The sequence below is a fragment of the Streptomyces sp. NPDC044719 genome (assembly GCF_056433405.1).
The window spans coordinates 78,256-104,588 of record NZ_JBWKHE010000005.1 but is presented as its reverse complement, the minus strand read 5'-3'; the positions used below and the strand labels follow the sequence as shown (position 1 = coordinate 104,588).

At 70.4% G+C, this 26,333-nt stretch carries 24 protein-coding genes; 9 read left to right on the top strand and 15 right to left on the bottom strand.

Annotated features, from left to right (window positions below; translation table 11 throughout):
* Window positions 1-11 precede the first annotated feature (11 nt).
* Both AC07DF_RS20645 and AC07DF_RS20640 read left to right on the top strand, forming a co-directional pair.
* Complete coding sequence (locus AC07DF_RS20645) at window positions 12-1,247, top strand: pectate lyase family protein (RefSeq protein ID WP_478973060.1); 1,236 nt, start codon at window positions 12-14, stop codon at window positions 1,245-1,247.
* Window positions 1,234-2,391: a dienelactone hydrolase family protein gene (locus tag AC07DF_RS20640; RefSeq protein WP_478973057.1), complete on the top strand. Its 1,158-nt coding sequence runs from the start codon at window positions 1,234-1,236 to the stop codon at window positions 2,389-2,391. The genes AC07DF_RS20645 and AC07DF_RS20640 overlap by 14 nt, the downstream gene beginning before the upstream one ends.
* Before the next feature lie 3 nt (window positions 2,392-2,394).
* Here AC07DF_RS20640 and AC07DF_RS20635 read toward each other — a convergent pair whose 3' ends face one another.
* Window positions 2,395-4,602 carry a glycoside hydrolase family 43 protein gene (locus AC07DF_RS20635; RefSeq protein ID WP_478973054.1) on the bottom strand — a complete coding sequence of 736 codons (2,208 nt, stop codon included), beginning with the start codon at window positions 4,600-4,602 and terminating at the stop codon, window positions 2,395-2,397.
* 247 nt (window positions 4,603-4,849) lie between these two features.
* Here AC07DF_RS20635 and AC07DF_RS20630 point away from each other — a divergent pair, with 247 nt between their 5' ends.
* Window positions 4,850-6,004 carry a right-handed parallel beta-helix repeat-containing protein gene (locus tag AC07DF_RS20630; protein WP_478973051.1) on the top strand — a complete coding sequence of 385 codons (1,155 nt, stop codon included), beginning with the start codon at window positions 4,850-4,852 and terminating at the stop codon, window positions 6,002-6,004.
* A 29-nt stretch (window positions 6,005-6,033) separates the two neighbouring features.
* On the opposite strand, the gene AC07DF_RS20625 is transcribed toward AC07DF_RS20630, so the two are convergent.
* The 5 genes from AC07DF_RS20625 to AC07DF_RS20605 form a co-directional block, all read right to left on the bottom strand.
* Window positions 6,034-6,897: a poly(ethylene terephthalate) hydrolase family protein gene (locus AC07DF_RS20625; RefSeq protein WP_478973048.1), complete on the bottom strand. Its 864-nt coding sequence runs from the start codon at window positions 6,895-6,897 to the stop codon at window positions 6,034-6,036.
* Between the two features lie 95 nt (window positions 6,898-6,992).
* Window positions 6,993-8,372 carry a prolyl oligopeptidase family serine peptidase gene (locus AC07DF_RS20620; protein ID WP_478973045.1) on the bottom strand — a complete coding sequence of 460 codons (1,380 nt, stop codon included), beginning with the start codon at window positions 8,370-8,372 and terminating at the stop codon, window positions 6,993-6,995.
* 346 nt (window positions 8,373-8,718) lie between these two features.
* On the bottom strand, window positions 8,719-9,552 hold the full coding sequence (locus AC07DF_RS20615; protein ID WP_478973042.1) for a pectate lyase: 834 nt from the start codon (window positions 9,550-9,552) through the stop codon (window positions 8,719-8,721).
* Window positions 9,553-9,649: 97 nt separating this feature from the next.
* Window positions 9,650-10,504, bottom strand: a complete 855-nt coding sequence (locus AC07DF_RS20610) for a hypothetical protein (RefSeq protein WP_478973039.1) — start codon at window positions 10,502-10,504, stop codon at window positions 9,650-9,652.
* On the bottom strand, window positions 10,501-11,100 hold the full coding sequence (locus AC07DF_RS20605; RefSeq protein WP_382499750.1) for a SigE family RNA polymerase sigma factor: 600 nt from the start codon (window positions 11,098-11,100) through the stop codon (window positions 10,501-10,503). Before AC07DF_RS20605 ends, AC07DF_RS20610 begins: the two co-directional genes overlap by 4 nt.
* A gap of 271 nt (window positions 11,101-11,371) precedes the next feature.
* Here AC07DF_RS20605 and AC07DF_RS20600 point away from each other — a divergent pair, with 271 nt between their 5' ends.
* Window positions 11,372-12,829, top strand: coding sequence for an NCS2 family permease (locus AC07DF_RS20600; protein WP_478973035.1), 1,458 nt, complete (start codon window positions 11,372-11,374; stop codon window positions 12,827-12,829).
* A 96-nt stretch (window positions 12,830-12,925) separates the two neighbouring features.
* Here the strand turns inward: AC07DF_RS20600 and AC07DF_RS20595 are convergent, their stop codons facing one another.
* The 6 genes from AC07DF_RS20595 to AC07DF_RS20570 form a co-directional block, all read right to left on the bottom strand.
* The gene (locus tag AC07DF_RS20595; protein ID WP_478973032.1) at window positions 12,926-14,383 is read right to left on the bottom strand and encodes a peptidoglycan D,D-transpeptidase FtsI family protein; all 1,458 of its coding nucleotides are present in this window, start codon (window positions 14,381-14,383) and stop codon (window positions 12,926-12,928) included.
* Between the two features lie 54 nt (window positions 14,384-14,437).
* Entirely contained in the window at window positions 14,438-15,100 is a 663-nt protein-coding gene (locus tag AC07DF_RS20590; protein WP_478974602.1) for a response regulator transcription factor, read from the bottom strand.
* Between the two features lie 35 nt (window positions 15,101-15,135).
* A complete protein-coding gene (locus tag AC07DF_RS20585; RefSeq protein WP_478973029.1) occupies window positions 15,136-16,389 on the bottom strand; it encodes a sensor histidine kinase in 1,254 nt (417 codons plus the stop codon).
* A complete protein-coding gene (locus AC07DF_RS20580; RefSeq protein WP_478973026.1) occupies window positions 16,386-17,393 on the bottom strand; it encodes a hypothetical protein in 1,008 nt (335 codons plus the stop codon). Before AC07DF_RS20580 ends, AC07DF_RS20585 begins: the two co-directional genes overlap by 4 nt.
* A gap of 91 nt (window positions 17,394-17,484) precedes the next feature.
* On the bottom strand, window positions 17,485-17,955 hold the full coding sequence (locus AC07DF_RS20575; RefSeq protein ID WP_478973023.1) for a GNAT family N-acetyltransferase: 471 nt from the start codon (window positions 17,953-17,955) through the stop codon (window positions 17,485-17,487).
* Between the two features lie 3 nt (window positions 17,956-17,958).
* Window positions 17,959-18,732 carry an IclR family transcriptional regulator gene (locus tag AC07DF_RS20570; protein ID WP_193480774.1) on the bottom strand — a complete coding sequence of 258 codons (774 nt, stop codon included), beginning with the start codon at window positions 18,730-18,732 and terminating at the stop codon, window positions 17,959-17,961.
* 150 nt (window positions 18,733-18,882) lie between these two features.
* Here AC07DF_RS20570 and AC07DF_RS20565 point away from each other — a divergent pair, with 150 nt between their 5' ends.
* From AC07DF_RS20565 to AC07DF_RS20545, 5 genes are all read left to right on the top strand, one after another.
* Window positions 18,883-20,412, top strand: a complete 1,530-nt coding sequence (locus AC07DF_RS20565; protein ID WP_478973019.1) for an aldehyde dehydrogenase (NADP(+)) — start codon at window positions 18,883-18,885, stop codon at window positions 20,410-20,412.
* A 98-nt stretch (window positions 20,413-20,510) separates the two neighbouring features.
* Complete coding sequence (locus AC07DF_RS20560) at window positions 20,511-21,119, top strand: DUF1349 domain-containing protein (RefSeq protein ID WP_478973016.1); 609 nt, start codon at window positions 20,511-20,513, stop codon at window positions 21,117-21,119.
* Window positions 21,120-21,164: 45 nt separating this feature from the next.
* Window positions 21,165-21,659, top strand: a complete 495-nt coding sequence (locus AC07DF_RS20555; RefSeq protein ID WP_478973013.1) for an N-acetyltransferase family protein — start codon at window positions 21,165-21,167, stop codon at window positions 21,657-21,659.
* Between the two features lie 74 nt (window positions 21,660-21,733).
* The gene (locus AC07DF_RS20550) at window positions 21,734-22,465 is read left to right on the top strand and encodes a DsbA family oxidoreductase (RefSeq protein ID WP_478973010.1); all 732 of its coding nucleotides are present in this window, start codon (window positions 21,734-21,736) and stop codon (window positions 22,463-22,465) included.
* Between the two features lie 97 nt (window positions 22,466-22,562).
* Window positions 22,563-23,615, top strand: coding sequence for an aminotransferase class V-fold PLP-dependent enzyme (locus tag AC07DF_RS20545; RefSeq protein WP_478973007.1), 1,053 nt, complete (start codon window positions 22,563-22,565; stop codon window positions 23,613-23,615).
* A gap of 78 nt (window positions 23,616-23,693) precedes the next feature.
* Here AC07DF_RS20545 and thpD read toward each other — a convergent pair whose 3' ends face one another.
* From thpD to ectB, 3 genes are read right to left on the bottom strand one after another with little or no spacing between them, the layout of a single operon-like run.
* A complete protein-coding gene (gene thpD / locus AC07DF_RS20540; protein WP_478973004.1) occupies window positions 23,694-24,602 on the bottom strand; it encodes an ectoine hydroxylase in 909 nt (302 codons plus the stop codon).
* Window positions 24,603-24,608: 6 nt separating this feature from the next.
* Window positions 24,609-25,007 carry an ectoine synthase gene (locus AC07DF_RS20535; RefSeq protein WP_397626805.1) on the bottom strand — a complete coding sequence of 133 codons (399 nt, stop codon included), beginning with the start codon at window positions 25,005-25,007 and terminating at the stop codon, window positions 24,609-24,611.
* Between the two features lie 43 nt (window positions 25,008-25,050).
* Window positions 25,051-26,322, bottom strand: coding sequence for a diaminobutyrate--2-oxoglutarate transaminase (gene ectB / locus AC07DF_RS20530; protein WP_215122286.1), 1,272 nt, complete (start codon window positions 26,320-26,322; stop codon window positions 25,051-25,053).
* Window positions 26,323-26,333 lie beyond the last annotated feature (11 nt).

The window sequence follows — 26,333 nt, the reverse complement described above, 5'->3', positions numbered from 1 at the left end:
TCCTTCTCGGCGTGTGCCTGCTCTGGCCGGCTCCCGCTGCCTCCGCCGCCGAACGCGGCCCCGTCGGCTGGGCCTCGACCGGCAGCGGAACCGACGGCGGGGCGGGCGGCAGGACCTGGACGGTGGGCACCCGCGCCGAGCTGAAGCAGGCCCTGGCGAACGACGGCGATCCCACCGCGCCCAAGGTGATCCGGGTCGTCGGCGCCATCTCCGGACACGAGGCAGAAGACGGTTCCCTGCTCGGCGAGCAGGACTACGCGCCCGGCTACGACCTCGGCAAGTACATGTCCTGCTTCGGCGCGGACGGCGCCGCCTGGTCCGACACCCGCTTCGAGTACTGCAAGCGGCAGCGGCAGCTCCGCCAGACCGGCTCGAACAAGGAGAAGGCGCAGATCCAGCTCACCGTGCCGAGCAACACCACGCTGGTGGGCATGGGGCGCGACGCCCGGCTGCTCGGGGTGTTCCTGACCGTCAACACCGGCAGCGACATCATCGTGCGCAACCTCCGGCTGGAGGCACCCGTCGACCACTTCACCGGCTGGTCCCCGGACGACGGCACCCGCGGCAGCTGGAACGCCCGCTTCGACGCGCTGACCGTGATCACCGGCAAGAACATCTGGGTCGACCACTGCACCTTCACCGACGGCCGCTTCCCGGACCGCGAGGCCCCCCTCGGCTTCCATGGCGAGCGCGTCCAGCGGCACGACGGGCTGCTGGACATCGAGGACGGCTCCGACTTCGTCACCGTCTCCGACAGCCGGTTCGACGACCACGACAAGGCGATCCTCATCGGCTCGGGCGACGGGCGGGGCGACCGGGACCGGGGGCATCTCAAGGTGACCTTCGCCCGCAACCTGTTCAGCGGCATCGTGCAGCGCGCCCCGCGCGTCCGCTTCGGGCAGGTGCACGTCGTCAACAACGTCCACCGGGGGCGGTCGCCGCTCTACGCCCTGGGCGTCGGAGTGGAGTCCGCGATCTTCTCCGAGCGCAACGTCTTCCGCTACCCGGGCGGCCTGCCGTCCGCCGCCGTCGCGGACTACGGCGGAGAGCGGTTCCGTGACACCGGCTCGTGGTTCAACGGCCGGCCCGCCCGGCTGAACGACGTGGCGAGCGGTCTCGGCCTCGGGAGCGACGTCGGCTGGGACCCGGCCGACGTCTACGACTACCGCGCCCTCACGTCCCCGGCGGCGGTCGAGCGGTACGTGCTGCGGCACGCCGGAGCCGGGAGGCCGTATGGACGCCCATGAGCCGCTCGGACGGCGGACCTTCGTCGTCGGGGCGGGGTCGGCGCTGCTGGCCGGAGGAGCGGTGAGCGGGGCGGAGGCCGCGGTCGTGGACGGGCCGCTGCCCGACTTCCACCCGGCCCTGAAGGACGCCCTGACCTTCCCGCTCGCCTGGGGCAGGTCCCCGATCCGCGACTTCCGCGTCTGGCGGCGTACCGCCCGGGCCGCGGTCGAGGAGCACCTCCTCGTGGAGCGGCAGGGCCGGGTGCCGTTCGCGCCGGAGTACACCGGGCGGGGCCACACGCGGGACTACTCGCGCGAGCTGGTGACCGTGTCCCTCACCCGGTACGAGCGGGTGCGCGGCGCCCTGCTCACCCCGCACGGCGACGGGCCCTTCCCCGCCGTGCTGCTCCTGCACGACCACGGATCCAGGTTCGACATCGGGAAGGAGAAGCTCGTCCGGCCCTGGTACGACGACACACGTCTCGCCTCAGCCAGGGCGTGGGCGGACAAGTACTTCAGCGGGCGGTTCGTCGGCGACGAACTGGCCCGGCGGGGTTATGTGGTGCTGTGCCTCGACGCCCTCGGCTGGGGTGACCGGGGCCCGCTCACCTACGACCAGCAGCAGGCGCTGGCGGCCAACTTCTACAACCTCGGCTCCTCGCTCGCCGGGCTCATGGCCAGGGAGGACCAGCGGGCCGCCGCCTTCCTGGCGGGACTGGACCGGGTGGACGCCCGGCGGGTCGCGGCCGTCGGCTTCTCCATGGGCGCCTACCGCGCCTGGCAGACCGCCGCCCTCAGCGACCACATCGCGGCCGCCGCGAGCGTGTGCTGGATGACCGGCCTGAAGGAGATGATGGTGCCCGGCAACAACACGCTGCGCGGGCAGTCGGCGTTCCACATGCTCCACCCGGGGCTCGCCCGGCATCTCGACATCCCCGACGTGGCGAGCATCGCCGCCCCCCGGCCGATGCTGTTCATGAACGGCGGGCTCGACACGCTCTTCCCCGCCGAGGGCGTACGGGTCGCCTACGACAAGCTGCGTGCCGTCTGGCGCTCGCGCCATGCGGAGGAGCGGATACGGCTGAAGACGTGGCCGGAGCTCGGCCACGTCTTCACCCACGCGATGCAGGACGAGGTCGTCAGCTGGCTCGACGACGTCCTGTGAGGCTCACCGCCGTACCGGCTCGACGCCCTCCAGCGTCGGCACCACCGGCTTGATCGTGCCGTCGGCCGCGAACTCCATGCGGTCGACGGTGGTCTCGCGGTGCATGCCGTCGCCGCCCGGCAGGCCGGGGCCGTTGAGGGCGAAGCGGTGGTAGACCATGTACCAGTCGTCGGTGCCGGGCGTGTTCACCACGGAGTGGTGGCCGGTGCCGAGGATGCCGTACTCAGGCCGCTTCTCAAGGATCGTCCCGCGCTTGGTCCACGGGCCGAGCGGGGACGGTCCGGTCGCGTACGCCACGTGGTAGTTCTCGCTGCGGGTGTCGTCCTCCGACCACATGAAGTAGTACGTGCCCTTCCGCTTGATCACGAAGGAGCCCTCGCGGAAGTTGTCCGGGGTGATGTCCTTCACCTTCGACGCGTCGAAGGACACCATGTCGTCGTTGAGCGGCACCACGTACCCGTGCCCGTTGCCCCAGTACAGGTACGCCTGACCGTCGTCGTCCGTGTAGACCGCCGGGTCGATCATCTGGCCCTTGAGCGCACCGCCCTTGGCGACCAGCGGCTTGCCGAGCGCGTCCTTGAAGGGGCCGGCGGGGGAGTCGGCCACCGCCACGCCGATCTGCTGCTCGGCGCAGAAGTAGAAGTAGTACTTGCCGTTCCGCTCGGCGATCGCGGGCGCCCAGGCGTTCTTGTCGGCCCAGCTCACGTCAGGACCGAGGTCGACGATGACGCCGTGGTCCTTCCAGTTGACCAGGTCCTTCGACGAGTACGCCTTGAACTTGGTGCCGCTCCAGCCCTGGAAGCCGTCCGTCGTCGGGTAGATCCAGTATCTGCCGTTGAGATAGTGCACGTCGGGGTCGGCGTTCAGGCCGGGGAGCAGCGGGCTGCGGGTGCGGACCGCCTCGACCGTCCAGGTGCGCTTCGTCCCGTCGGCGGCCGTCACGGTGTACTTCTGCGGCTTGCGGAAGTCGCGGCGGGTACCGGACTTCGGGCTCAGCGTGGCACCCTCACCCACCCAGAGCTTCGGGGCGAGGCCCCGCAGGTCGGCCTTGGGCTCCATCGGCAGCACGACCTTCGAGGCGCTGTCCGTGACGATGGAGTAGCCCTTCTGCCGCTCGGCCGTCGCGTCCACCACCGAGGTGGAGGTGGACGGGTAGGCCGCCAGCAGCCGGTCGTACTCCTTCTGCGTCACCGGGAGCACCGTGCCGTGCCGGGGGCTCGCCGGGAGCTGGTAGTTCGTGGACGGGGTCCACTTGCCCGAGGCCAGGTCGGTGGTCTCGAACGGCAGATAGCCACGGCCGCCGTACTCGTCGATGAACAGGTACCACTTCTTCTCGGTGTTCGACTTGAACACCGTCGGGCCCTCACCGCGGTCCATCGCGCCCTTGCCGATGCAGTCGGCCACGAAGTCGTACTTCGTCGAGGTCAGGGAGGCCGACTTCTCGCCGGTGATGAACTTCGAGCAGGGGCTGGAGGACGTGGGGTCCCGCTCGTCCTTGGTGTAGCGGTAGTACTCGTCCTTGTACTTCACGACCGTGGAGTCGATGACCGAGTAGCCGGGGTCGTTCCAGACCTTCGGCTCGCTGAAGGTGCGGAAGTCCTTCGTGGTCGCGTACATCATCTTGTTGTACGTGTCGCCCTTGTGGTCCGGGTCGTCCGCCGCGTACAGCTTCGACGCCCAGAAGACGACGTACTCACCGAGCTTGTCGTCCCAGTAGGCCTCCGGCGCCCAGGTGTTGCCCGCGGTGTCGGGGGAGACCTTCACCAGGCGCTGGTCGGTCCAGTTGACCAGGTCGGTGGACTCCCAGACCATGATCGACTTGCTGCCGTGCCGCTGGACGTCGTCCCAGCTCCCGCTGGAGTTCTGGTACATCCTGAGGTCGGTGGCGATCAGGAAGAACTTGTCGCCCTTCGGGGAGCGGATCACGAACGGGTCGCGCAGCCCCTTCTCGCCGATCGTCGACGTCAGGACCGGCTTGCCGGCGTTCAGCTCACGCCAGTGCAGCGCGTCGTTGCCCCGGCTCAGGGCATAGCGGATCTGCTCGCCGTCGGCGGTGCCCTCACCCGTGAAGTAGGCGAAGAGATAGCCGGCGTACTTGGATTGCTTCACGGGTGGTGCTCCGGGGTCTGCGGTGCTGGGCGGCGCCGTGAGGAGGGTCAGGAGAAGTCCGGTCAGGGCCAGGAACGGAAGCAGAAGCGTGCGGGGGCGCATGACACTTCCTGTCGGAGTGTGGGGGATTCTGTTGGGTAATGGCCTTCGGAGTTTCACCGGACGGGTGCAGTGCGTCAACGGGTGTGCATGAGGCCGGTGGTTCCGAAAGTTTCGGAACCCGGGCCCGCCTGTGCACGTGATGGCGGCAACCCTTTCCCGGCGCGGCGGCGACAGCTGGGCGGAAACGGATCGGAGCGGGCCCCTCCGAACCGCTTCCGTCCTTCATCCCCCAGGAAAGGAACGCTCCGTGCTGCACAGCACCGGACGCCACCGCAGGACCCGCACGCTCACCATCGCCGCGGCCGTGGCCGTCGCCGCGGGGGCGGGCGGCGTCTACCTCGGGCTGTCGAGCGGCGGCGCGCAGGCCGCCTCGGCGGCGGTCACCGTCTCCACCGCGGCCCAGCTCGAAGCGGCCGTGAAGAACGCCACCGCCGGCACCGTCATCCAGATCCGCGGCGGCACCTACTACCCGGCCGCCACCCTCAAGTCCACGGCGAACGGCACGAGTTCGGCGCGCATCACCCTCCGGCCCCACGGCAGCGAGAAGGTGCGCATCGACGGCTCCAAGCTGCCTGCCGGCTCCTGGCTGGCCGGCCTCTACGGCGACTACTGGACCGTCCAGGACCTGGCCTTCGTCAACGCCCCCGCCCAGGGCTTCGTCGCCACGTCCTCGGCCGGCGGCGTGTTCAGGAACCTGGTCACCGCCGGCAACGGCGACTCCGGCTTCACCCTGCGCGGCGACGGCACCACCGGCAACCTCGTGCAGAACCTGGACAGCCACGGCAACTACGACCCGGCAGGACACGGCCAGAACGCCGACGGCATCGCCGTGAAGTTCGGCTCCGGGACGGGCAACCGGATCACCGGCGCCCGGCTGTACGACAACTCCGACGACGGCCTCGACCTGTGGCAGTTCTCCTCACCGGTCACCCTCGAGCACTCCTGGGCCTTCGGCAACGGCGAGAACCGCTGGAACGACCCGGCCTTCGAGGGCAACGGCAACGGCTTCAAACTGGGTGGCGGGGGCGCCTCCGCCGCCCACGTCGTCAACAACAACGCGGCCTGGGACAACACGCTGCACGGCTTCACCGAGAACTCCAACACCGGCGCCATCGCCCTGAACCGCAACACCGCGTACGCCAACGCCCAGAACGGCTTCTACTTCGCCACCGGCAAGGTCCGCCTCGGCAAGAACCTCGCCGTCCAGGACAAGGGCGGCCCGGTGAAGCGGGGTTCCTCGACGGACTCCGCCGGCAACAACTGGGACAGCGGCGTCGCCACCCCGCCCTTCAGGTCGACCGACGCGGCCGGTGCGTACGCGGCACGCCAGGCGGACGGCTCCCTCCCCGCGACGACGTTCCTGACGACCGGCTCCACGGCCATCGGCTCGACCATGGACTAGCGCCGTGTCTCCTCGGCGGGTCGGTCACCTCACGGGCAGGTGTCCATCCAGCGGGTGACCAGGGAGGTGTCGTTCTTGTCGGCGTCACGAGCGGGACCGCACAGGAACGGGCTGAAGCGGGTGTCGGCACGCAGCCAGAGGCTGAAGAACGACACGATCCACTTGCCCTGCTTGGCCTTGTCGCCGTAGCCCGTCATCGGGCAGAGGTGGTCGCCCGGTACCTCGATGTACAGCTTCTCCGCCCGGGACATGGAGTTGTACCAGGGCACCGCGAAGGTGTCGCCGTGGGCGACGGGGTCGCTCTGACAGGTCAGGAAGAAGGTGGGCTCGGTGACCGAGGAGAAGTTTCCGTTCGGGTGGTACGGGGCGGTCGGTACGCCCGCCCGGAAGCGCGGGTCGTCCCGGAGGGCCGCCATGACGCCCCCGCCGCCCATCGAGTGACCGGCCGCGCCCAGGGTGCCGTTGAGCTTCCCCGACAGCGGGTTGCCGGGGGTTTTGCCGAGCGTGAGCAACTGGGTGCCGGCGGCGCTGATCTGGCGGCCGCGCGATTCGGGATCGTCGGTGAGCGTCTTCGTTCCGACATTGATGACGACGAAGCCCCAGGAAGCGAGGCGAGGTGCCAGCCACCGCAGGTTCTGCTGGGTGCCCTGGTAGCCCGGCATCAGCACGACGCCCGGATACGAGCCCTTGGCCGTGGGATACGTGACCGTGCCCGAGCCGTACCCGCTCGGGCGGGGAACGGTGTAGGTGGCGGTGGTCAGCGGCCCGTCGGCGGCCTCCAGGGAGGCGGTCGTCGGGCCCGGGATGCCGACGGCGGTCGCCGGCGCGGCGGTGGCCGTGAGCAGGGTCAGCGCCACGCCGATGGTGGTCGCCCAGGTGATCAGCGCCGTCATGGGACGGGACCGGGTCCGTAACGGCGCGCTGGTGCCGGTGGAACGACTGCAGGAACGCATTGCTCTACCTCCGGAAAGCGATGAGAGCGGCACGGCTAGCGGGACTGCGCGAAGAGCCAGTCGATGACCACGTCGTTCTCGTACGTCTGGGCCCATGACAGGTGGGGGTTCACCGGTGTCGTTCCGGCCGTGTAGCTCGTGAACAGCACGTGGCTGCGCGTGGCCCGGGCCTGCCGTAGGAGGGCCCGCGACCGGGCCTCGAACTGTGCCTTCGGCAGGTCGTTGGCCCACTCCCCACGGGTGACCCGCGCACCGGCGGTCTCCAGCGCGTTCATCAGGGTCCAGGTGCCGGGGTTGCCGAACCGGCCCTCCCGGTAGGGGACGACCGGGTCGTCGACCGAGTGGTCGGCCCAGATCGGGATGTGCGTGACCCTGTCCATGGCGGCCGCTTCGCCCCAGCCGGCCGTGGGCAGGGCGGCGGCGAACACGTCGGGTCGCTCGGCCAGCAGGCTGTAGATGCCGCGCCCGCCGGAAGACAGGCCGACCAGATAGAGCCGGCCGGTGTCCACCTGGCCCGAGTGCTCGCGCACGAAGGTGTCGATGAGTTCGATCAGCGCGGCCTGGACCTTCGCGTCGGTCCAGTCCGTGCCGTCGGGTCCGTCCATGGGACGGGGCAGGGGGATCTGCGGAGAGAGGACGAAGGCGGGGTTGCGCCGTTGTCGTTCCGGTTTGGCGAACGTGACCGCGATCCGGTTGGACGTCAGCTGGGTCATGTTGTTGTCCGCGACTTCGCCACCGCCGTGCAGGGTGACAACGAGCGGGTACCGGGTACGGGTCTGCGGGTTCCGTAGGAATCCCGCGGGCCGGTACAGCCGGAAGTCCAGTTCGAAGCCTGCGGAGTCGGTGAAGGAACCGGCGGCGAAGTCGTCGGCCACGGGAGTGATGACGTCGTTGTTCCGGTGCGCGAACGGACCGGCTTTCAGGACCGGTTCACCCGTCGGGGTGCGCACGTCCGCCACCTGTCTGACGCAGTAGGCGCGGTCGAGCGGAAGGGGATCGGTGGTGCCGACCGCCCTTGCGTTGGCGTCGTTCGGATCGAGCTCGATGATCAGACGGTCCCCCGGTCGTCCGGGGTGGGAGCGGTCGTCCACCGCGGCCGAGGTGTGGGAGTAGACCCGGGTCACCGTACGAGCCGCTGTCTTTCCGCCCACGGTGGCCTGCACCTGGAAGGCGGTGGGCGGGACCGTCCCGCCGCGTAAGTCGATGTGGTGCGCGTACTGGACGGCGACCGCTGTCACCAGCCAGTTGTTCCTCGGTGTCACCTGCGTGAGGAGGTCCGTCCGCAGGACCGGGTTGGGTCCTGAGGCCGCTTGCCGTCCTTCGGAAGGGGCTGCCGTGGCCGACGTGCTCACGGTCGGCGCCGCGACCGCACCTGCGGTGACGGCGAGCACCGTACGTCTGGGGATCGATCTCATGGTTCCTCGTCTCGGTCGTCGAGCTGGAGGGCGGGCCGAGGTAGTACGGGAGGTGCGGTATTACGCGAGAGTTTCGGAGCACCACCGGATCCCTGTCCAGCATCAAACCGAGATCTGTCCATGCGATACGCGCATCAATGCGGAGGTACGACGACGCCCCCGCCGGTTCGCACCGGCGGGGGCGTCCTGCCGACCGGCCGAGGGGGGCTCGGCCAGTACCGTCCGACCGTCCGGAGGGGGGCTCCGGAGGGCCGGGTGCCGAAGGTCCGACTGGGGGCCCGGACGTCCGGCGTCCGGTCGGCCCAAGGGGGGATCAGGGCCGGCCGGGGTCACCTGAGGTGGGTCCTCACTGGTAGCTGATGTCGGAGGCCTTGAACTTGCAGGTCTTGCCGTCCGGCCCGGGCGGGGTCAGCTCCTTGGGCTCCTTGCCGGTGTTGTTGCCCGTGAAGCGCACACACGTCTTGATCTTCTTCTTGCTGTCGCCGTGGATGCGGATCTTCGACAGCGTGGCCGTGTCGCCGTAGTTCTCGTTCACGCCGACGATCGAGTTCATCGGCGCCGTCACGTCGATGTCGTTGAGCACGACCGTGCGCTTGTACTGCGTCCCGCAGTTGCCGCAGGAACGGACCAGCTTTCCGGCGTTCTGCACCTGGAATCCGGACACGTTCAGCGTGCCGGCGCCGTTGAACTGCAGCACCTTGTCGTCGGCGTTCTTCGCGCCGCCGCCGATCACCTTGTACACCGCCGAGGCGGACTTGCCCTTGAAGCTGGCCGCGTCCTCGCCGACGTCCAGCCACCACACGTTCTGCAGCGTGCAACTTCCCTTGCAGTGCACGCCGTCCGCGGCCGGGGTGCCGATGATGACGTTCTTCAGGGTGGCACCGTCCGCCAGCTCGAAGAGAGGCTTCTGGCCCTCGTCCTGGCTGTCGCCGCCGAGCGCGCCGCTGCCGTAGAACTTCTTCATCCCGCCGTCGCGGACACCGGAGACCGGGATGGTCTTGGACACGGGCTCGCTGCCCTTGTCGGCGGGCCAGGGGGACGCCGCGCTGGCGGTGGAGAGCATCGACGTGGTGGCGAAGGCGGCTCCCGCGATACCGAACGCCGACAGCCCGGCGATCACGGCCCGCCGCTTGGTGACCCGGCGGCGGTGGCGGACGCGCTGTTCTGCTGGTGCAGTCATGTACCGATTCCTCGAATGGGGGGTGACTCTTTGCGCGTAGTGGTGGTCACCGGTGAGGAAAGGGTTGCCGCGTCTTCAGAACATTTTCACGCGGGACCTACGAGTCGTCGCCTTCGTCGTCCGCGTCGTCCACGGCCGCGAAGCCGCCGCCCACCGACAGCCGGTCCGGTCCCGCGGCCGCCGTCACCGTGTAGCGGTCGGCGCCCGCGTCACGCCCCCCGCGGTCGTGGTCGAACTGGCCTGCGAACACCCACTCGCCCGCCGGGACCTTCCGGCCCTCCTTGAGGGTCCAGGTGTAGACGAGGGAGCCGTCCCGCTCGCCGACCGTGAGGGTGAAGTCGTTCTCGGGCAGTGACCGCCAGGCGCCGGCGTCGGAGACCCCGCCGGTCTGGGCGACGCTCAACCGCACCGTCAGCGCGGTCAGTTCCTCGCGGGTCTTGATCGTGATGTTGCTCTGCGCCCAGAAGTCGTTGCTGTGCGGGTCGACCGAGCCGTCCGACCACAGCGGCCCGTCCGCGGTGGCGGCGGGCGGCCGCGCGCTGACCGGGGCGCTCGGCTTCCCAGAGGGCGGCGGGGCGGACTCGCGGCGCTCCGGCGAGGAGGTCGGCGTGGGATCCACCGGTGGCGCGGGGGCCCGGCTCGTCGCCTCCGGCGACGGTGTGGGCGTCGGAGACGTCGCCACCTCCTGCTGCTGCGGGGCGGTCTCGTCCTTCACCGCGGACGCCACCGCGTAACCGCCCACCGCCAGCACGCCCGCCACCGCGGCGGTCGCCCCGGCCACCCGCATCCAGCCGAACACCGGCGGACGCGTGGCCCGGTGCGCGGACTCGGCCGGACCGGCCATGCCGCGCTCGACCCGGGCCAGGATGCTCTCCCGGTCGGGTTCGTGCCCCCCGGCCGCCTCGTGCAGCCGGGCGCGCAGTTCCTCGTGCACGTCCCGCCGGACGGTCATCGGTCCCTCCCTCCGCCCTCGCCGGTGCGCAAGCCCTCAACGGCCGGCGCACAACGGGGCGCGCCCAGCGTCGCGTGCATCCGCTGCGGCACTCCCTGTGTGCCCAGCAACCGCTGGAGTTCGGCCATTCCCTTCGAGGTCTGGCTCTTCACCGTACCCACCGAGACGCCCAGGGCGAGCGCGGTGTCCTTCTCCGACAGGTCGAAGGCGTGCCGCAGGACCACACAGGCCCGCTTGCGGAACGGCAGCCGGCGCAACGCCTCCTGGACGTCGACCACGCCCGCGACGTCCGGGTTCTCGGTGTTCTCCTCGCGCTGCGACCAGAACAGCGCGATGCGCCGCCGCTCGCGCACCGCGCTGCGGATGCGGGTGCGGGCCAGGTTGGCGACCACACCGCGGGCGTACGCCGCCGGATGGTCGGCGGCGCGTACCCGGTCCCAGCGGTGCCACAGCGCCAGTAACGCGTCCGCCGCCAGGTCGTCGGCGGTGTCCGACTCGCCCGTCAGCAGGTAGGCCAGGCGGGACAGTTCGGCGTAGTGGCGCTCGAAGAAGGCGTGGAACTCCACGGAGGCGGCGTCGTCGACGACTGTGCCCACGGGCGACCTCTCCTCGCAGCGGCTTCGGGCGCTCCCGGACGGGGGCCCCTGTGCGTGTCATGTAGATGACATGTGATCATCCGGGGGAGGCCCGGACGAGATCGGGAAGCGTAGCAGCGTTCGTCAGGATGGTTCGTACGGAGCTTCGAACGGCGTATGGCGGGCCGGACTTCGATTCCGTAACACGAAGAAAACCTGAACGTGGTTCAACACGAGGAAAATCCAGCCAGCACCCGCACACCGATCACCCAGGCATCAAGGAGCACTCGTCATGTCCGAATCGCAGAAGGTGGCCGACCGGTCCGACGCCGCACCACCACCGGTGAACAGCGTCGACCGGTTCTTCAAGATCTCCGAGCGGGGATCCACCTTCGGCCGTGAGATCCGCGGCGGCTTCGCCACGTTCTTCACGATGGCCTACATCCTTGTCCTGAATCCCATCATCCTGGGCAGCGCGAAGGACAAGTTCGGGCACCAGCTGGACGCCGTCCAACTCACCACCGCCACCGCCCTGGTGGCCGCGGTCATGACGATCATCATGGGCGTGGGCGGCAATCTGCCCCTCGCGCTGGCCGCCGGACTCGGCCTGAACGCCGTGGTCGCCTTCCAGATCGCCCCGCTGATGAGCTGGGACGACGCGATGGGCCTGATCGTCCTCGAAGGCCTGCTGATCTGCGTGCTGGTGGTGACCGGTCTGCGCGAGGCCGTCATGCACGCCATACCCCAACCGCTCAAGCAGGCGATCAGCGTCGGCATCGGCCTGTTCATCGCCTTCATCGGCTTCGTCGACGCCGGGTTCGTCAGCCGCATCCCGGACGCCGCGAACACCACCGTGCCCGTTCAGCTCGGCGGCACCGGCACCCTCGCCGGCTGGCCGATGCTCGTCTTCTGTCTCGGCGTGCTGCTGACGATCGGCCTGCTCGCCCGGAAGGTCAAGGGCGCCATCCTCATCAGCATCGTCGGCATGACGGCGGTGGCCCTGGTGATCAACTCCCTCGCCGACATCAAGACCTGGGGCCTGACCACACCGTCCTGGCCCGGCAACCTCGTCGACACTCCCGACTTCGGACTCATCGGCGACTTCGACCTGTTCGGCGCGTTCAGCGCCCCCGGCGTCGGCGTCATCACGGTCGTCCTGCTGATCTTCACCCTGATCCTGTCCGACTTCTTCGACACCATGGGCACCGTCGTCGGCGTCAGCGCCGAGGCGGGTCTGCTGGACGAGGAGGGCAAGGTCCCGAACCTCGGCCGGGTGCTGCTGATCGACGGTGCCGCGGCGGTCGCGGGCGGCGCGGCCTCCGCCTCCTCGGCGACCTCCTACATCGAGTCGGCGGCCGGCGTCGGCGAGGGCTCGCGCACCGGCTTCTCCAACCTCGTCACCGGCGGCCTGTTCGGCCTCGCACTGTTCCTGACCCCGCTGCTCACCATCGTCCCGCTCCAGGCGGCAGCCCCGGCCCTGGTCGCCGTCGGCTTCCTGATGATGACCCAGGTCAAGCACATCGACTGGGACCGCTACGACATCGCCATCCCCGCGTTCCTCACCATCGCCGTGATGCCGTTCACCTACTCCATCACCAACGGCATCGGCGCCGGCTTCCTCGCCTACGTCGTCATCAAGACCGTGCTCGGCAAGGCCAAGGAGGTCCACTGGCTGCTGTGGGGGACCTCGGCGCTGTTCCTCGTGTACTTCGCGATCGACCCCATCGAGCAGCTGCTCGGAGCCAAGTGACGTCTGGGTCAAGGCGAAGGGCCGCCCCCGGGGGGAAGGGGGCGGCCCATCTGTCTGTAGAGACGGCTTTCACATGGCGAAGGTTCAGTCGGAGGATCAGTCCTTGAGCGCCGCTTCCATCATCGCCCTGGCGACCGGCGCCGCCAGGCCGTTGCCGCTGACCTCCGAGCGGGCGGCGTTCGACTGCTCGACCATGACCGCCACGGCGACCTCCTTGCCCGACGAGCCGGACTTCCCGTAGGAGGTGAACCAGGCGTACGGCACCTGGCTGTTGTTCTCGCCGTGCTGCGCCGTACCCGTCTTTCCGCCCACGGTCGCGCCCGCGATCTGGGCGTTCGAACCAGTGCCCTTGTCCACGACCGTCTGCATCGCCGACTGCAACTGCTCGGCGGTCGAGGAGCTGACGATCTCCTTCGAGTCCGCCTCGTCGTCGTAGTCCTGCAGCACATCACCGCCGCTGTTGGTGATCTGCGACACCATGTGCGGCGAGACCAGCTTGCCGCCGTTGGCGATGGCCGCCGACACCATGGCCATCTGCAGCGGGGTCGCGGTGACATCGAACTGGCCGATGCCCGTCAGAGCGGTCTGCGACGGGTACATGTCCGAGGGGTACACGCTCGTGTAGGCCCGGACCGGCACATCCAGCTGGTCGTCGTTGAAGCCGAACTTCTCCGCCATCGCCTTCACCTTGTCCTGGCCCAGATGGACGGCCATCTTCGCGAAGACGTTGTTGCACGAGTACTGCAACGCCGTACGGATCGTGGCGTTCGTGCAGGGCGCGCTCGGGTTCTCGTTCGACAGCTCCTTGCTGGTGCCCGGCAGCGTGTACGGGTCCGGGCTGTCGGTCTTGTCGTCGACCGACTCGTACAGCCCGTCCTCCAGCGCCGCCGCGGCCACGACCAGCTTGAACGTCGAGCCGGGCGGCAGCGGCTGCCGCAGGGCGCGGTTGGTCAGCGGCTTCTCCGGGTCGCTCGTCAGCTTCTTCCAGGCCACCCCCGCGGTGTTGGCGTCCGTCAGCGACGAGGGGTCGTACGACGGCGTCGACACGACCGCGAGGATCTTCCCGGTCTTGGGGTCGATGGCGACGGCGCCGCCCTTCTTGTCGCCGAGCGCGTCGATCCCCGCCTTCTGCACGTCCGGGTCGATCGTGGTGACCACGTTGCCCGGTTCGGCCCGCTGGTTGGTGACGGTGTCCATCACCGACTTCAGACGGTTGTCCGTGCCGTTCAGGAGGTCGGTGTAGATGCCCTCCAGCTGGGTCGGCGCATAGGCCTGCGAGGCGTAGCCCGTCACCGCCGCGTACCGCTCACCGTCCGTGTACGTGCGCTTGTACTTGAGGTCGCCTGTCTTCGTCTTGGCCGAGCCGGTGACCGACCGGCCGCCCACGATGATGTTCCCGAGCGGCGCCGAGTACGTCTCGATGGCGTTCCGCCGGTTGTCCTTGTCGTCTGCGAGCGCCTGGCCGTCGTAGAACTGCACCCAGGTCGCCCTGACCAGCAGAGCGAACACCAGCAGCAGCGCGAAGACCGATGCGCGCCTGATCGTCTTGTTCATCCCGAACATGAGGACGAGCCAGGAGGGGTGGATCGTTCCCGCCCGTCCGTTTTCTCATCCGGCGTTCAGAAAGCCCGCCTCGTACGCCGCGATGACCGCCTGCGTACGGTCCCGGGTGCCCGTCTTGGCCAGGACCGCGGCCACGTGCGATTTCACGGTGGCGGGGCCGACCTCCATCCGGCGGGCGATCTCCGCGTTGGTCAGCCCGGCGGCCATGTGCCGCAGGACCTCCCGCTCGCGTCCGGTGAGCTTCGCCACCCACGCGGGCGGCGCGGGGTGGGCGCGTGCGTGCTCGGTCGCGAGGGTGCGGACGGCCGCCGGGAACAGCAGGCTGTCGCTGCGCGCCACCAGCCGGACCGCCTGCACGAGCGCGTCGGCGTCCGCCCGCTTCAGCAGGAACCCGGCGGCTCCGGCGCGCAGCGCGTCGTACACGTACGAGTCGTTCTCGAAGGTCGTCACGACGACGATCCGGGGCGGCTCGTCCAGCGTGGCCAGGATCTGCTCGGTGGCGCGGATGCCGTCGATCTCCGGCATACGGACGTCCATCAGGACGACGTCCGGCCGCAGGTCCCGTACGACCGACACGGCCTCGGCACCGGTGGCCGCCTCGCCCACCACTTCCAGGTCCGGCTCGGCGGAGAGGATGGCGCGCAGCGCGGTGCGCACCATGCGCTCGTCGTCGGCGAGGACGACACGGACGGTTGCCGGGCGGGTCATGCGGGTCCCTTCGTCGCGGGCCTTCGTACGGGCCGTCATGCGGGCCCCTTCATCGGCAGGCGTACGCGCAGCCGCCAGGTCTGCGCGGAGGCAGGTCCGGCCGTCGACGTCCCGCCCAGCAGCCTGGCCCGGTCCGCGATGCCGCGCAGCCCGTGGCCGCCGCCGGGCCGGGAGGGCGCGGGGCCGGTCACCGGATTCTCCACGGCGATCTCCAGCTCCCCGTCCGCCACCGCGATCCGCACGTCCACGGCGACCCGGTGGCCGGCGTGCCTGAGGGCGTTGCTCAGCCCCTCCTGCACGATGCGATAGGCCTCGCGGGACAGCAGCGGAGGCAGTGCCTCCGGGTCGGCGCCGATCGTGGCCGTCACCCGGGCCCCGCCCGCCCGGGTACGGGACAGCAGGCCGTCGAGGTCACCGGCGAGGGTGGGCGCCGGGGCCGTGCCGGGTCCGTCGCCCTCGCGCAACACACCCAGCACGGCGTCGAGTTCGCCGATGGTACGCCGGGTCGTGTCCTCGATCGCGGTGAGGGCCTCACGCACGAACTCCGGGTCGGAGTCGAGGACCCGGCGGGCCGCGCTCGCCTGGAGGGTGACCGCGCTCAGCGCGTGGCCGACCGAGTCGTGCAGCTCCCGCGCCAGCCGGTTGCGTACGGCGAGGTCGGCGGCGCGGGCCTCGGCAGCGGCCAGCCGGCCCTCGGGAGACGGGCCGAGCAGGTCGGGCGCCCAGCGGGCCAGCAGCGCACCGCACCCGGCCGCGCAGCCCGCGAGGGCGACCAGCACGGCCGCGCCCGCTACCGGCGCGAACGCCAGAACCCAGGCGTGGTCGAGGACTTCGGGCACCCCGAGCCTGGTGTCGCGCAGTCCCGCGAGGAGCGGCAGCACGATCAGCACGGCGGCGAACGGCGGCACGGCCAGCGACATCCCCGCGATGATCCCGCCCACTCCGAGATGGAGCGTGAACCAGGCCGCCGTACGCCCCTTCTCGCCCCGCGTCCCGGCCGGTCCGAAGGCGAGCCGGTCCGCGTCGACACCGCACAGCCAGCGCACGGCGGCGGCCTCCAGCGGCCGGGTCAGCGGGAAGACGGACGTGACGGCGGCGATCGGCAGCCCCACCCCGAACGAGGCGAGCTGGAGGGGAAAGGAGCTGAAGACGTCCGTGGAGCCGGTCGCCGGGCCGATGATCACCGAGCCGACCAGCACGTACGGCATGGCGAGCGCGCCGCCGAGGATCAGATGGATCCAGCGCAGTCGGGCCCGCCGGCCGAACAGAAGCCGGGCGGCCTGTCTCACGCGGCCCGCCGTGCGGCCCCGGCCGAGCGCTCCGCGAAGTAGTAGACGCCGATGGCGGCGACGAGGAAGCCGACGAGCATCTGCCCAGCGTAGGCGAGGCTCATCAACGGCGTCGCACGGTCGGCGAGATCCTCCACACCGCCGAGCGAGGCCAGCGACAGCCAGCCGCCCCAGCAGGCCACGGCACCCGAGCCGACCCAGGCGAGCCCGAGCGGCACCGCCACGGGCAGGGCCCGGCCGCGCCGGAACGCCAGCAGGAAGCCGCCGGCGACGGCCGCGACGAGGAACAGCACGTACACGGCCTCCAGGACGTAGAAGTCGGCGGTGCGGTCCGCCGCCCGGCCCCCGCTGAGCCCGGCGGTGACACCGCAGGCCCACAGCAGGTGGAGAGAGAGCGGCAACAGGGCGAGCACGGCGGCCGCGACGGCCAGGGCGCGGTGGGCGGGCCCGACGACTCCGACGGGCAGCTCCCACACCCGGCCGCGCCACACATGCCCCCAGCGGTCACGGGCGTAGAGCACGAACAGGGTACCCAGAGCGAGCCCTTGGAGGATGAACCCGGTGTACACCACGGTGAACACCCAGGCGCGGAGGAAGGAGTCATGGCCCTGGTCCGGCGCCGCTCCGCTGCCGAACGCCTTCACGACCAGCTGCGCCGGGAACCCGGTCATGATCGGCGCGAGCAGCCCGGTGGCGACCCACACGGGGAACGCCAGCAGCCACGCGGGCACCTTCAGGCCCCACGGCCGGGTCAGCACCAGCGCCAGCACGATCACCGCGCTGTCCAGCAGCACGGAGAGACCGTTGATCACGGCCATCCCGACACGGTCGTCGAGCAGGGCGCTCCCCTCGGGGATGCCGATGTGGCTTCCGGCGATCCAGGCGGCCTTGAGCCCCAGGTACGGCAGGCAGGAGAGGACGGCGACGGCACGCAGGATCCGCCGGGGGCGGCTCGAACGGACGGCGGGGCGGGGAGCGGCGAGGGGAGTGATCGACTGCGTCATGCGATCAGGCTCCCGCGCGGGAGGCGGACGGCACGTCCTGCGGGGCGACGATCCGCCTCCGCCGGACGGGGGAGATCCGCGGGGAGGGTTCTCAGCCCTCCAGGAGCAGCACCGTCTCGTCGATCTCGGCATCCCGGGCCTGGGCGTACCCCCTGGCCGACGCCACGGCACGGAACCCGCACTTCTCCAGGACACGCAGCGACCCCACGTTGTCCGAAGCCGCCCGTGCGTAGAGGGGGAGTTCGTCCACCTCCGTCACCAGCGCCCGCAGGGCCTCGGTGGCGATGCCCTTCCCCCAGTACGCGCGGTCGATCCAGTACGTCACCTCGCGCTCGCCCGGCTCCCCGTACACCGCGGCGCTGCCGACCACGTCACCGTCGGCCAGCACCGTGCGGACGACGGCGGACGAGGAGCGGATCTTGGCCCAGTGCGCGTCGAAGGCGTCCCGGTCGGACGGATCCTTGGGGGTGAAGGCCGCCATGTGCAGCGCCTCGGGGTCGTTCATCTGCCGGTAGAAGACCGGCAGATCGCTGTCGTGTACCTCGCGCAGCTCGACATTCATGTCTCAGAGCCTACGGGTGGCCAGTGTCAGCCGGTCCCGGGCGTCGAACAGCGCGTCCTTCACCAGCTGTTCGTGCGCCGGCGTCAGCCGGGCCACCGGCACCGAGCAGCTGATCGCGTCCCGCGCCGGAGTGCGGTACGGGATCGCCACGCCGAAGCAGCGCAGCCCCAGCGTGTTCTCCTCGCGGTCCACGGCGAAGCCCTGCTCCCGCACCTGGCGCAGCTCCTCGATGAGCTTCTCCCGGTCGGTGATCGTGTGCTCGGTCAGCGCGGGCAGCGTCTCCGGGAGCATCTTGCGGACCTGCTCGTCCGAGTACGTGCTCAGCAGCGCCTTGCCGAGGGACGTGGAGTGCGCGGGCAGCCGGCGGCCGACCCGGGTGAAGGGGCGCAGATAGTGCTGCGACTGCCGGGTGGCGAGATAGACGACGTTCGTGCCGTCCAGGCGGGCCAGGTGGATCGTCTCCGTGGTGTCGTCCGAGAGCCGGTCCAGCGTCGGGCGGGCCGAGGCGACCACCTCGTCGCCGTCGATGTACGACGTGCCGACCAGCAGGGCCCGGACGCCGATGCCGTACCGCGTGCCCGTCGCGTCCGTCTCCACCCAGCCCAGCTCGACCAGGGTGCGCAGCAGCATGTACAGGCTGGACTTGGGATACCCGACGGCCTCCTGGACCGCCGCCAGGGAGTGCATACCGGGCCGGCCCGCGAAGTACTCCAGCAGTTCCACGGTCCGCACCGCGCTCTTGACCTGCGCACCGCCGCCTGTCTCGCCTGCCGACATCGCCTGTGACCCCTTCGTTCGACGAGATGCTGGAGTTATAGTCTCCGACAGCATTCATCATCAGAGACAGCGTTCAGTATATCGAACATCCCTGGTGATGACGTACATACTGCGGCATTGCATGCGGCAACGAATGTGGAGGGACCCGCGGTGGCAGCAGCACCAGTCTGGAGTGTCGACCCCCGAACCGGGAAGCAGCGCGAGCAGGTTGCGGTGGAGGCCACAGCCCAGGAGGTGGACGCCGCCGTCCGGGCCGCGGACGAGGCGCGGGGCGCACTCGCCGACCGCGCCGTCCGCTCGGCCTTCCTGCGCACCGCCGCCGACGAGCTGCAGGCGGCCAAGGACGGTCTCGTCGAGACCGCCGACGCCGAGTCCGCGCTCGGCCCGGTCCGGCTGACCGGCGAACTCGCCCGCACCTGCTATCAGCTGCGGGCCTTCGCCGACATCGTCGACGAGGGCGCCTTCCTCGACGTCGTCATCAACCACCCCGACGACACCGCGACCCCGCCGGTCCCGGACCTGCGCCGCTACAAGGTGCCGCTGGGCGTCGTCGCCGTCTACTCGGCGTCGAACTTCCCCTTCGCCTTCTCGGTCGCGGGCGGCGACACGGCGAGCGCCCTCGCGGCCGGCTGCCCGGTCGTCGTCAAGGCCCACCCGGACCACCCGGCCCTGTCCGAGTACGTCGCCAAGGTGCTGCGCCGCGCCGCCGCCCGGCACGACATTCCCGAGGGCGTCGTCGGGCTGGTGCACGGCTTCGAGGCGGGCGTCGAGCTGATCAAGCACCCGCTGGTCGCGGCGGCCGGCTTCACCGGCTCGGTGCGCGGCGGCCGGGCCCTCTTCGACGCGGCGGCCGCCCGCCCCGTCCCGATCCCCTTCCACGGCGAGCTGGGCTCGCTGAACCCGGTCGTCGTCACCGAGGCCGCGGCCGCCGAGCGCGCCGAGGCGATCGGCGCGGGTCTCGCCGGGTCGATGACGCTGGGCGTCGGCCAGTTCTGTGTGAAGCCGGGCCTGGTCCTCGCGCCCGCCGGCGCCGCCGGTGACGCGCTGCTGAAGTCCCTGACGGACGCCGTCAGCGACACCGACGCCGGAGTCCTGCTCGACCACCGCATGCGTGACAACTTCGTCGCCGGTGTCGCCGAGCGCGCGCGGCTGTCCGACGTGGAGTCCCCGGTCACGCCCGGCTCGGGCGGCGAGCACACCGTCAGCGCGGGTTTCCTCACCGTCCCGGCGAGCAGGCTGGCCGCGGAGGGCGAGCACGACCTGCTCCTGGAGGAGTGCTTCGGGCCGGTCACCGTGGTGGCCCGCTACGAGGACGACGCCGAGGTGAAGGCGGTGCTGTCGCGTCTGCCGGGGAACCTCACGGCGACGGTGCAGCTCTCCGAGGAGGAGGCCGCCGGGGAGGGGCGCGGGGCGGAGATCCTCGCGGACCTGACGCCGCTGGCCGGTCGCGTCCTGGTGAACGGCTGGCCGACGGGGGTCGCGGTCGCACCCGCGCAGCACCACGGCGGCCCGTACCCGGCCACGACCTCCACGTCCACGTCGGTCGGCGGTACGGCCATCGAGCGGTGGCTGCGGCCGGTGGCGTACCAGAACGCGCCGTCCGCGTTGCTTCCCGCGGAGCTGCGGGACGAGAACCCGCTGGGGCTGCCGCGGCGGTTCAACGGGCGTTTGGAGCGTTAGCGCCGTAGGGGCGCGGTGAGCTGCGGGCTGCGGGTCGTCCGTGGTTGATCGCGCGGTTCCCCGCGCCCCCGAGGGGCGGACCTGGAAGAGTTGGTCGGATGGATCTGGAATTTACCGAACTTCCTTTCGGTCTGCGTACGTATGGGCCCGACGGTCATTGGTCCTACGAGGACGGTGTGCTCTCCGGGTGGGCCGGGCCCAGGCAGGATCGGTTCGTGCCGCCCACCGGGGAGGGGCTGGACCCCGCCGCCGACGCGCCGCGGCTGCTCGGGGCGCCCGAAGGGGACTTCCAGCTGATCGCCCGGGTCACGGTGGGGTTCGGCGCCGCCTTCGACGCCGGGGTGCTCTATGTCCACGTGGGGGAGCGGGCCTGGGCCAAGCTCTGCCTCGAGTACTCCCCGGACGTCCCCACCGTCTGCACGGTCGTCACCCGGGGCCACTCCGACGACGCCAACTCCTTCACGGTCGAGGGCAGTTCCGTCTGGCTGCGGGTCAGCCGCACCGGCCGGGCCTTCGGCTTCCACGCCTCCCGCGACGGCGAGCACTGGACCTTCGTCCGCCTCTTCACCCTGGGCGACGAGAAGGAGACGGGCGCGGCCCTGGTCGGCTTCATGGCGCAGTCCCCGATGGGAGAGGGCTGCGTGGTGACGTACGACCACATCGAGTTCCGCCCGAACTGGCCGAAGGACCTGCGGGACGGCAGCTGAGGCCCGCCGGGGAACCGGCGCTCGCGCGGGCACGTCCTCCGTTCCATGATCAGTGACCACGTGATTCCAGGCCGTGTGATCCGTACCGTGCTGCCCGCCGAGGTGGCGGACATCGTCGCGCTGCACGCGCGGGCCCGGGCGACGTACTACCCCGACGGGCTGCCGCAGGACGGCACCGACTGGACCGCCGCCTGGCACGGCGCCATCGCACGGTCGGACGGCCGGGTGCTGTGCGTCGTGGAGGCGGGCCGCATCATCGGCCTGGCCTCCTTCCGCACCCCCGAGGGTTCCCCGGCCGACACGGTGAAGCTGTTCCAGTTCCACGTCGATCCCGGGCACTGGCGCCGTGGTGTCGGGGCCGCCCTGCACGCCGCCTGCGTGGAGGAGTGGCAGGCCGACGGCAGGCGGACGGCCGCCCTGGACGTGCACGTGGACAACCGGCGGGCGCAGGGGTTCTACCGGCGCCAGGGCTGGGTGCCGGAGCCGGCCGGGCAGGGTGACCACCATCTGCGGATGCGGTTCACCCTGCCCGGGGAATGAAGCCCCCTGCTTGAACGTTCATGCACTCGGCGGAGGGAGTCTCCGTACCCGTACGAGCTGGAGAGAGCCGAGACATGCGCGTCGAGATCTGGAGCGACATCGCCTGCCCCTGGTGCTACGTGGGCAAGGCCCGCTTCGAGAAGGCGCTGCGGGACTTCCCGCACCGCGACGAGGTCGAGGTCGTGCACCGTTCCTTCGAGCTGGACCCGGGCCGCGCCAAGGACGACATCCAGCCCGTGATCACGATGCTGACCAAGAAGTACGGGATGAGCGCCGCGCAGGCCGAGGCCGGTGAGGACAACCTGGGCGCCCAGGCCGCCGCCGAGGGTCTTGACTACCGCACCCGGGGCCGCGACCACGGCAGCACCTTCGACATGCACCGCCTGCTCCACCTCGCCAAGGAGCACGGCCGCCAGGAGCAGCTGCTCGACGCGCTGTACCGGGCCAACTTCGCCGAGGAGCGCTCGGTCTTCGGCGAGGACGAGCGGCTCGTGGAGCTGGCCGTGGCAGCCGGGCTCGACGCGGACGCCGCCCACGCGGTGCTCGCCGACCCGGAGGCGTACGCCGCCGAGGTCCGGGCCGACGAGCGGGAGGCCGCGCAGCTCGGCGCGAACGGTGTGCCGTTCTTCGTGCTCGACCGCAAGTACGGCGTCTCCGGCGCCCAGCCCGCCGAGGTCTTCGCCCAGGCCCTGACGCAGGCGTTCGGCGAGCGCACGCCGCTGAAGATCGTCGACAGCGCAGAGACCGGCGCAACCGACGGCGCGGACGCGTGTGGCCCGGACGGCTGTGCGGTGCCCCAGCACTGAAAACCGCAGGTCGGGGCGGATCCATAAGCGTCTCTTAGCGACATCACGCAGTTATCGGCAATGGACGGGGGGTTCCCCGGGGACGCAGAGTGGTCCCATGGAGACCTTCGAGAACCTCGTCCGCGCCGAGTTCACCCCGAAGCACACCTACCTCAACACCGCGAGCAACGGGCTGCTGCCCGCCCGTACCGTCACCGCCCTGCACCAGGCGGTGCGGATGCGTGCCGAGGGCACGCCCCTGGGTCCCCTGTACGAGGACGTGGAGGCCGCCCGCGCGTCCTTCGCCCGGCTGGCCGGGGTGCCGGCCGAGCGGGTCGCGACCGGCGCCTCGGTCGCCGAGTACGGCGCGCTGATCGCCGCCTCGCTGCCCGCCGGCGCCGAAGTCCTCACAGCGGAGGGCGACTTCGCCTCCCTGGTGAACCCGTTCCATGCGCGCGGTGACCTCAAAGTGCGCGCCGTGCCCCTGGAGCGGCTCGCCGAGTCCGTCCGTCCCGGCACCGCGCTCGTCGCGGTCAGCGTCGCCCAGTCCGCCGACGGCCGGCTCGCCGACCTGCCCGCCGTGCGGGAGGCGGCCCGGGCGCACGGGGCCCGCACCTACGTCGACGCCTCCCAGTCCGCGGGCTGGCTGCCGATGGACGCCGACGCGGACGACTTCCTCGCCGCCGTCGGATTCAAGTGGATGCTGGGCCCGCACGGGGCCTCGTTCTTCGTCGCCCCGCGGGACTTCGGCGGGCTCACGCCGCTGCTCGCGGGCTGGGTCGCCGGCGAACGCCCCTGGGACAGCTGCTACGGCCCCGTCGAGGAACTCGCCCACTCCGCACGGCGGTTCGACATCAGCCCGGCCCTCTTCACCTACGCCGGGCTGCGGGCCTCACTGGAGCTGATCGAAGAACTCGGCGTCGACGCCGTGCACGCCCACGACGTCGCACTCGCGGACCGCTTCCGTGCCGGGCTCGACGGGCTGGGCCACGCGCCGGTGTCCGCACCGGGCTCGGCGATCGTGTCCGTACCGGGGCTCGGCCACCGGCAGGGCGAACTGAGCCGGGCGGGCATCGAGGTGTCCGACCGCTCCGGCAATCTGCGGGCCGCGTTCCACCTCTACAACACCCCGGCGGACGTCGACCGGCTCCTGGACGTCCTGTCCGGCTGAGGACATGACCGGGCCGGACCTCCCGTCCCACACGAGGAGGCCCGGCCCGGTGCTCAGTGGCGAGTCACCGCACGGTGGTCACCGCACCGGCGTGAAGTCCCGCGCCCCGATGAACTCGGGGCGTCGAACCGGCGCCGCGAACGGCTCGACCGCCGTGTTCTCCACGCTGTTGAACACGATGAACACGTTGCTGCGCGGGAACGGCGTGATGTTGTCACCGGAACCGTGCATGGCGTTGCAGTCGAACCAGGTCGCCGAACCGGCCTTGCCCGTGAACAACTTGATGCCGTGCTGCGAGGCGAACTTGCTCAGCGCCTCGTCCGAGGGCGTGCCCGCGTCCTGCATCTGCAGCGACTTCTTGTAGTTGTCCTTCGGCGTCTCTCCCGAGCACCCGAGGAACGTCTTGTGCGAACCCGGCATGATCATGAGTCCGCCGTTGGTGTCGTAGTTCTCGGTCAGCGCGATCGAGACCGACACCGTACGCATCCGCGGCAGACCGTCCTCGGCGTGCCACGTCTCGAAGTCCGAGTGCCAGTAGAAGCCACTGGCCCCGAAGCCCGGCTTGACGTTGATCCGCGACTGGTGGACGTAGACGTCCGAGCCGAGGATCTGCCGCGCCCGGCCGACGACCCGCTCGTCGCGCACCAGCCTGGCGAACACCTCGCTGATCCTGTGCACCTCGAAGACCGTACGGATCTCCTTGGACTTCGGTTCGACGATCGACCGCTCGTCGGCCCGCATGTCCGGGTCGTGCACCAGCCGGTTCAGCTCGTTCCGGTAGACGGTGACCTCGTCCTCGCTGATCAGCTCGTCGATGGCGAGGAACCCGTCACGCTCGAACGACAGCAGGTCGGCCGGCGCCACCGGGCCCGGGGCGTCGGGCGCGCCCCAGACGACCGGGTCCTGCCGCGGCGTCAGTACCTCGGCGGCGCCACGACTCGGATAGAGGTCCGGCATGCCGGTGGTGGTGTCGTAGGTGGCGGTCATGAAGCGTCACACCTCCTCGGTGAGCAGCGGGTATACGCCGTTCTCGTCGTGGTCCTCCCGTCCGGTGACAGGCGGGTTGAAGACGCAGAGGCAGCGGAAGTCCTTCTTGATCCGCAGCGTGTGCTTCTCGTGCCCGTCCAGGAGGTACATGGTGCCGGGCGTGATCGTGTACGACTTCCCGGTCTCGTGGTCGGTCAGCTCCGCCTCGCCCTCCACGCAGACGACGGCCTCGATGTGGTTCGCGTACCACATCGACGTCTCCGTACCCGCGTACAGGACCGTCTCATGCAGGGAGAAGCCGACCTTCTCCTTGGCGAGGACGATGCGTTTGCTCTCCCACGTACCGGACGCCGACTTCACGTGCCGGTCGGTACCTTCGATCTCCTTGAACGAACGGACAATCACGGTGCTGCGATGCCTCCTAGATGAGTGATGCTCGGTTGGTGTGTCAGGCGGTCTCTCGGACGGCCCGGGCCAGCGTCCGCAGGCCCTCGTCCAGCTCTTCCGGGGTGATGGTGAGGGCGGGGAGCATCTTGACGACCTCGCTCTCGGGACCGGACGTCTCGATCAGCAGCCCCAGCTCGAAGGCACGCTTGGCGACCTTGTTCGCGCGCTCCTTGTCGTGGAACTCCAGGCCCCACACCAGGCCGCGGCCGCGGTACTCCTTCACATCGGCCAGGTTCTCCTCGGTGATGGAGATCAGCGCCTGCTCGACCTGCTCGCCGCGCTTGCGGGTCTGCTTCTCCATCGCGGAGCCGTCGGCCCAGTAGGTCTCCAGGGTCGCGGTGGCCGTGACGAACGCGGGGTTGTTGCCGCGGAAGGTGCCGTTGTGCTCGCCGGGCTCCCAGACGTCGAGCTCGGGCTTGAACAGGCACAGCGACATGGGCATGCCGTAGCCGCTGATCGACTTCGAGACGGTGACGATGTCCGGCACGATGCCCGCCTCCTCGAAGGAGAAGAAGGCGCCGGTACGGCCGCAGCCCATCTGGATGTCGTCGACGATCAGCAGCATGTCCTGCCGCTCGCACAGCTCGGACAGGGCACGCAGCCACTCGGGCCGGGCCACGTTGATGCCGCCCTCGCCCTGCACGGTCTCGACGATCACGGCGGCCGGCTTGTTGAGGCCGGAGCCCTGGTCCTCCAGCAGCCGCTCGAACCACAGGAAGTCCTCGACCGTGCCGTCGAAGTAGTTGTCGAACGGCATGGGCGTGCCGTGCACCAGCGGGATACCGGCGCCGGCCCGCTTGAAGGCGTTGCCGGTCACGGCCAGCGAGCCCAGCGACATGCCGTGGAAGGCGTTGGTGAAGGACACGATCGACTCGCGCCCCTTCACCTTCCGCGCCAGCTTCAGCGCGGCCTCCACGGCGTTGGTGCCCGTCGGGCCGGGGAACATGACCTTGTACGGCAGGTCACGCGGCCGCAGCAGCAGGTTCTGGAAGGCCTCCAGGAACGTGCGCTTGGCGGTGGTCGACATGTCGAGCCCGTGCGTGACGCCGTCACGCTCCAGGTAGTCGATCAGGGCGCGTTTCAGGACCGGGTTGTTGTGCCCGTAGTTCAGTGACCCCGCTCCGGCGAAGAAGTCGAGGTACTCATGGCCGTCCTCGTCGTACATACGGCTGCCCACGGCGCGGTCGAAGACGGTGGGCCAGCCGCGGCAGTAGCTGCGCACCTCGGACTCAACGGTCTCGAAGACACTCAGGTCGGGCTGGGTGATGGTCACGACGGATCGCT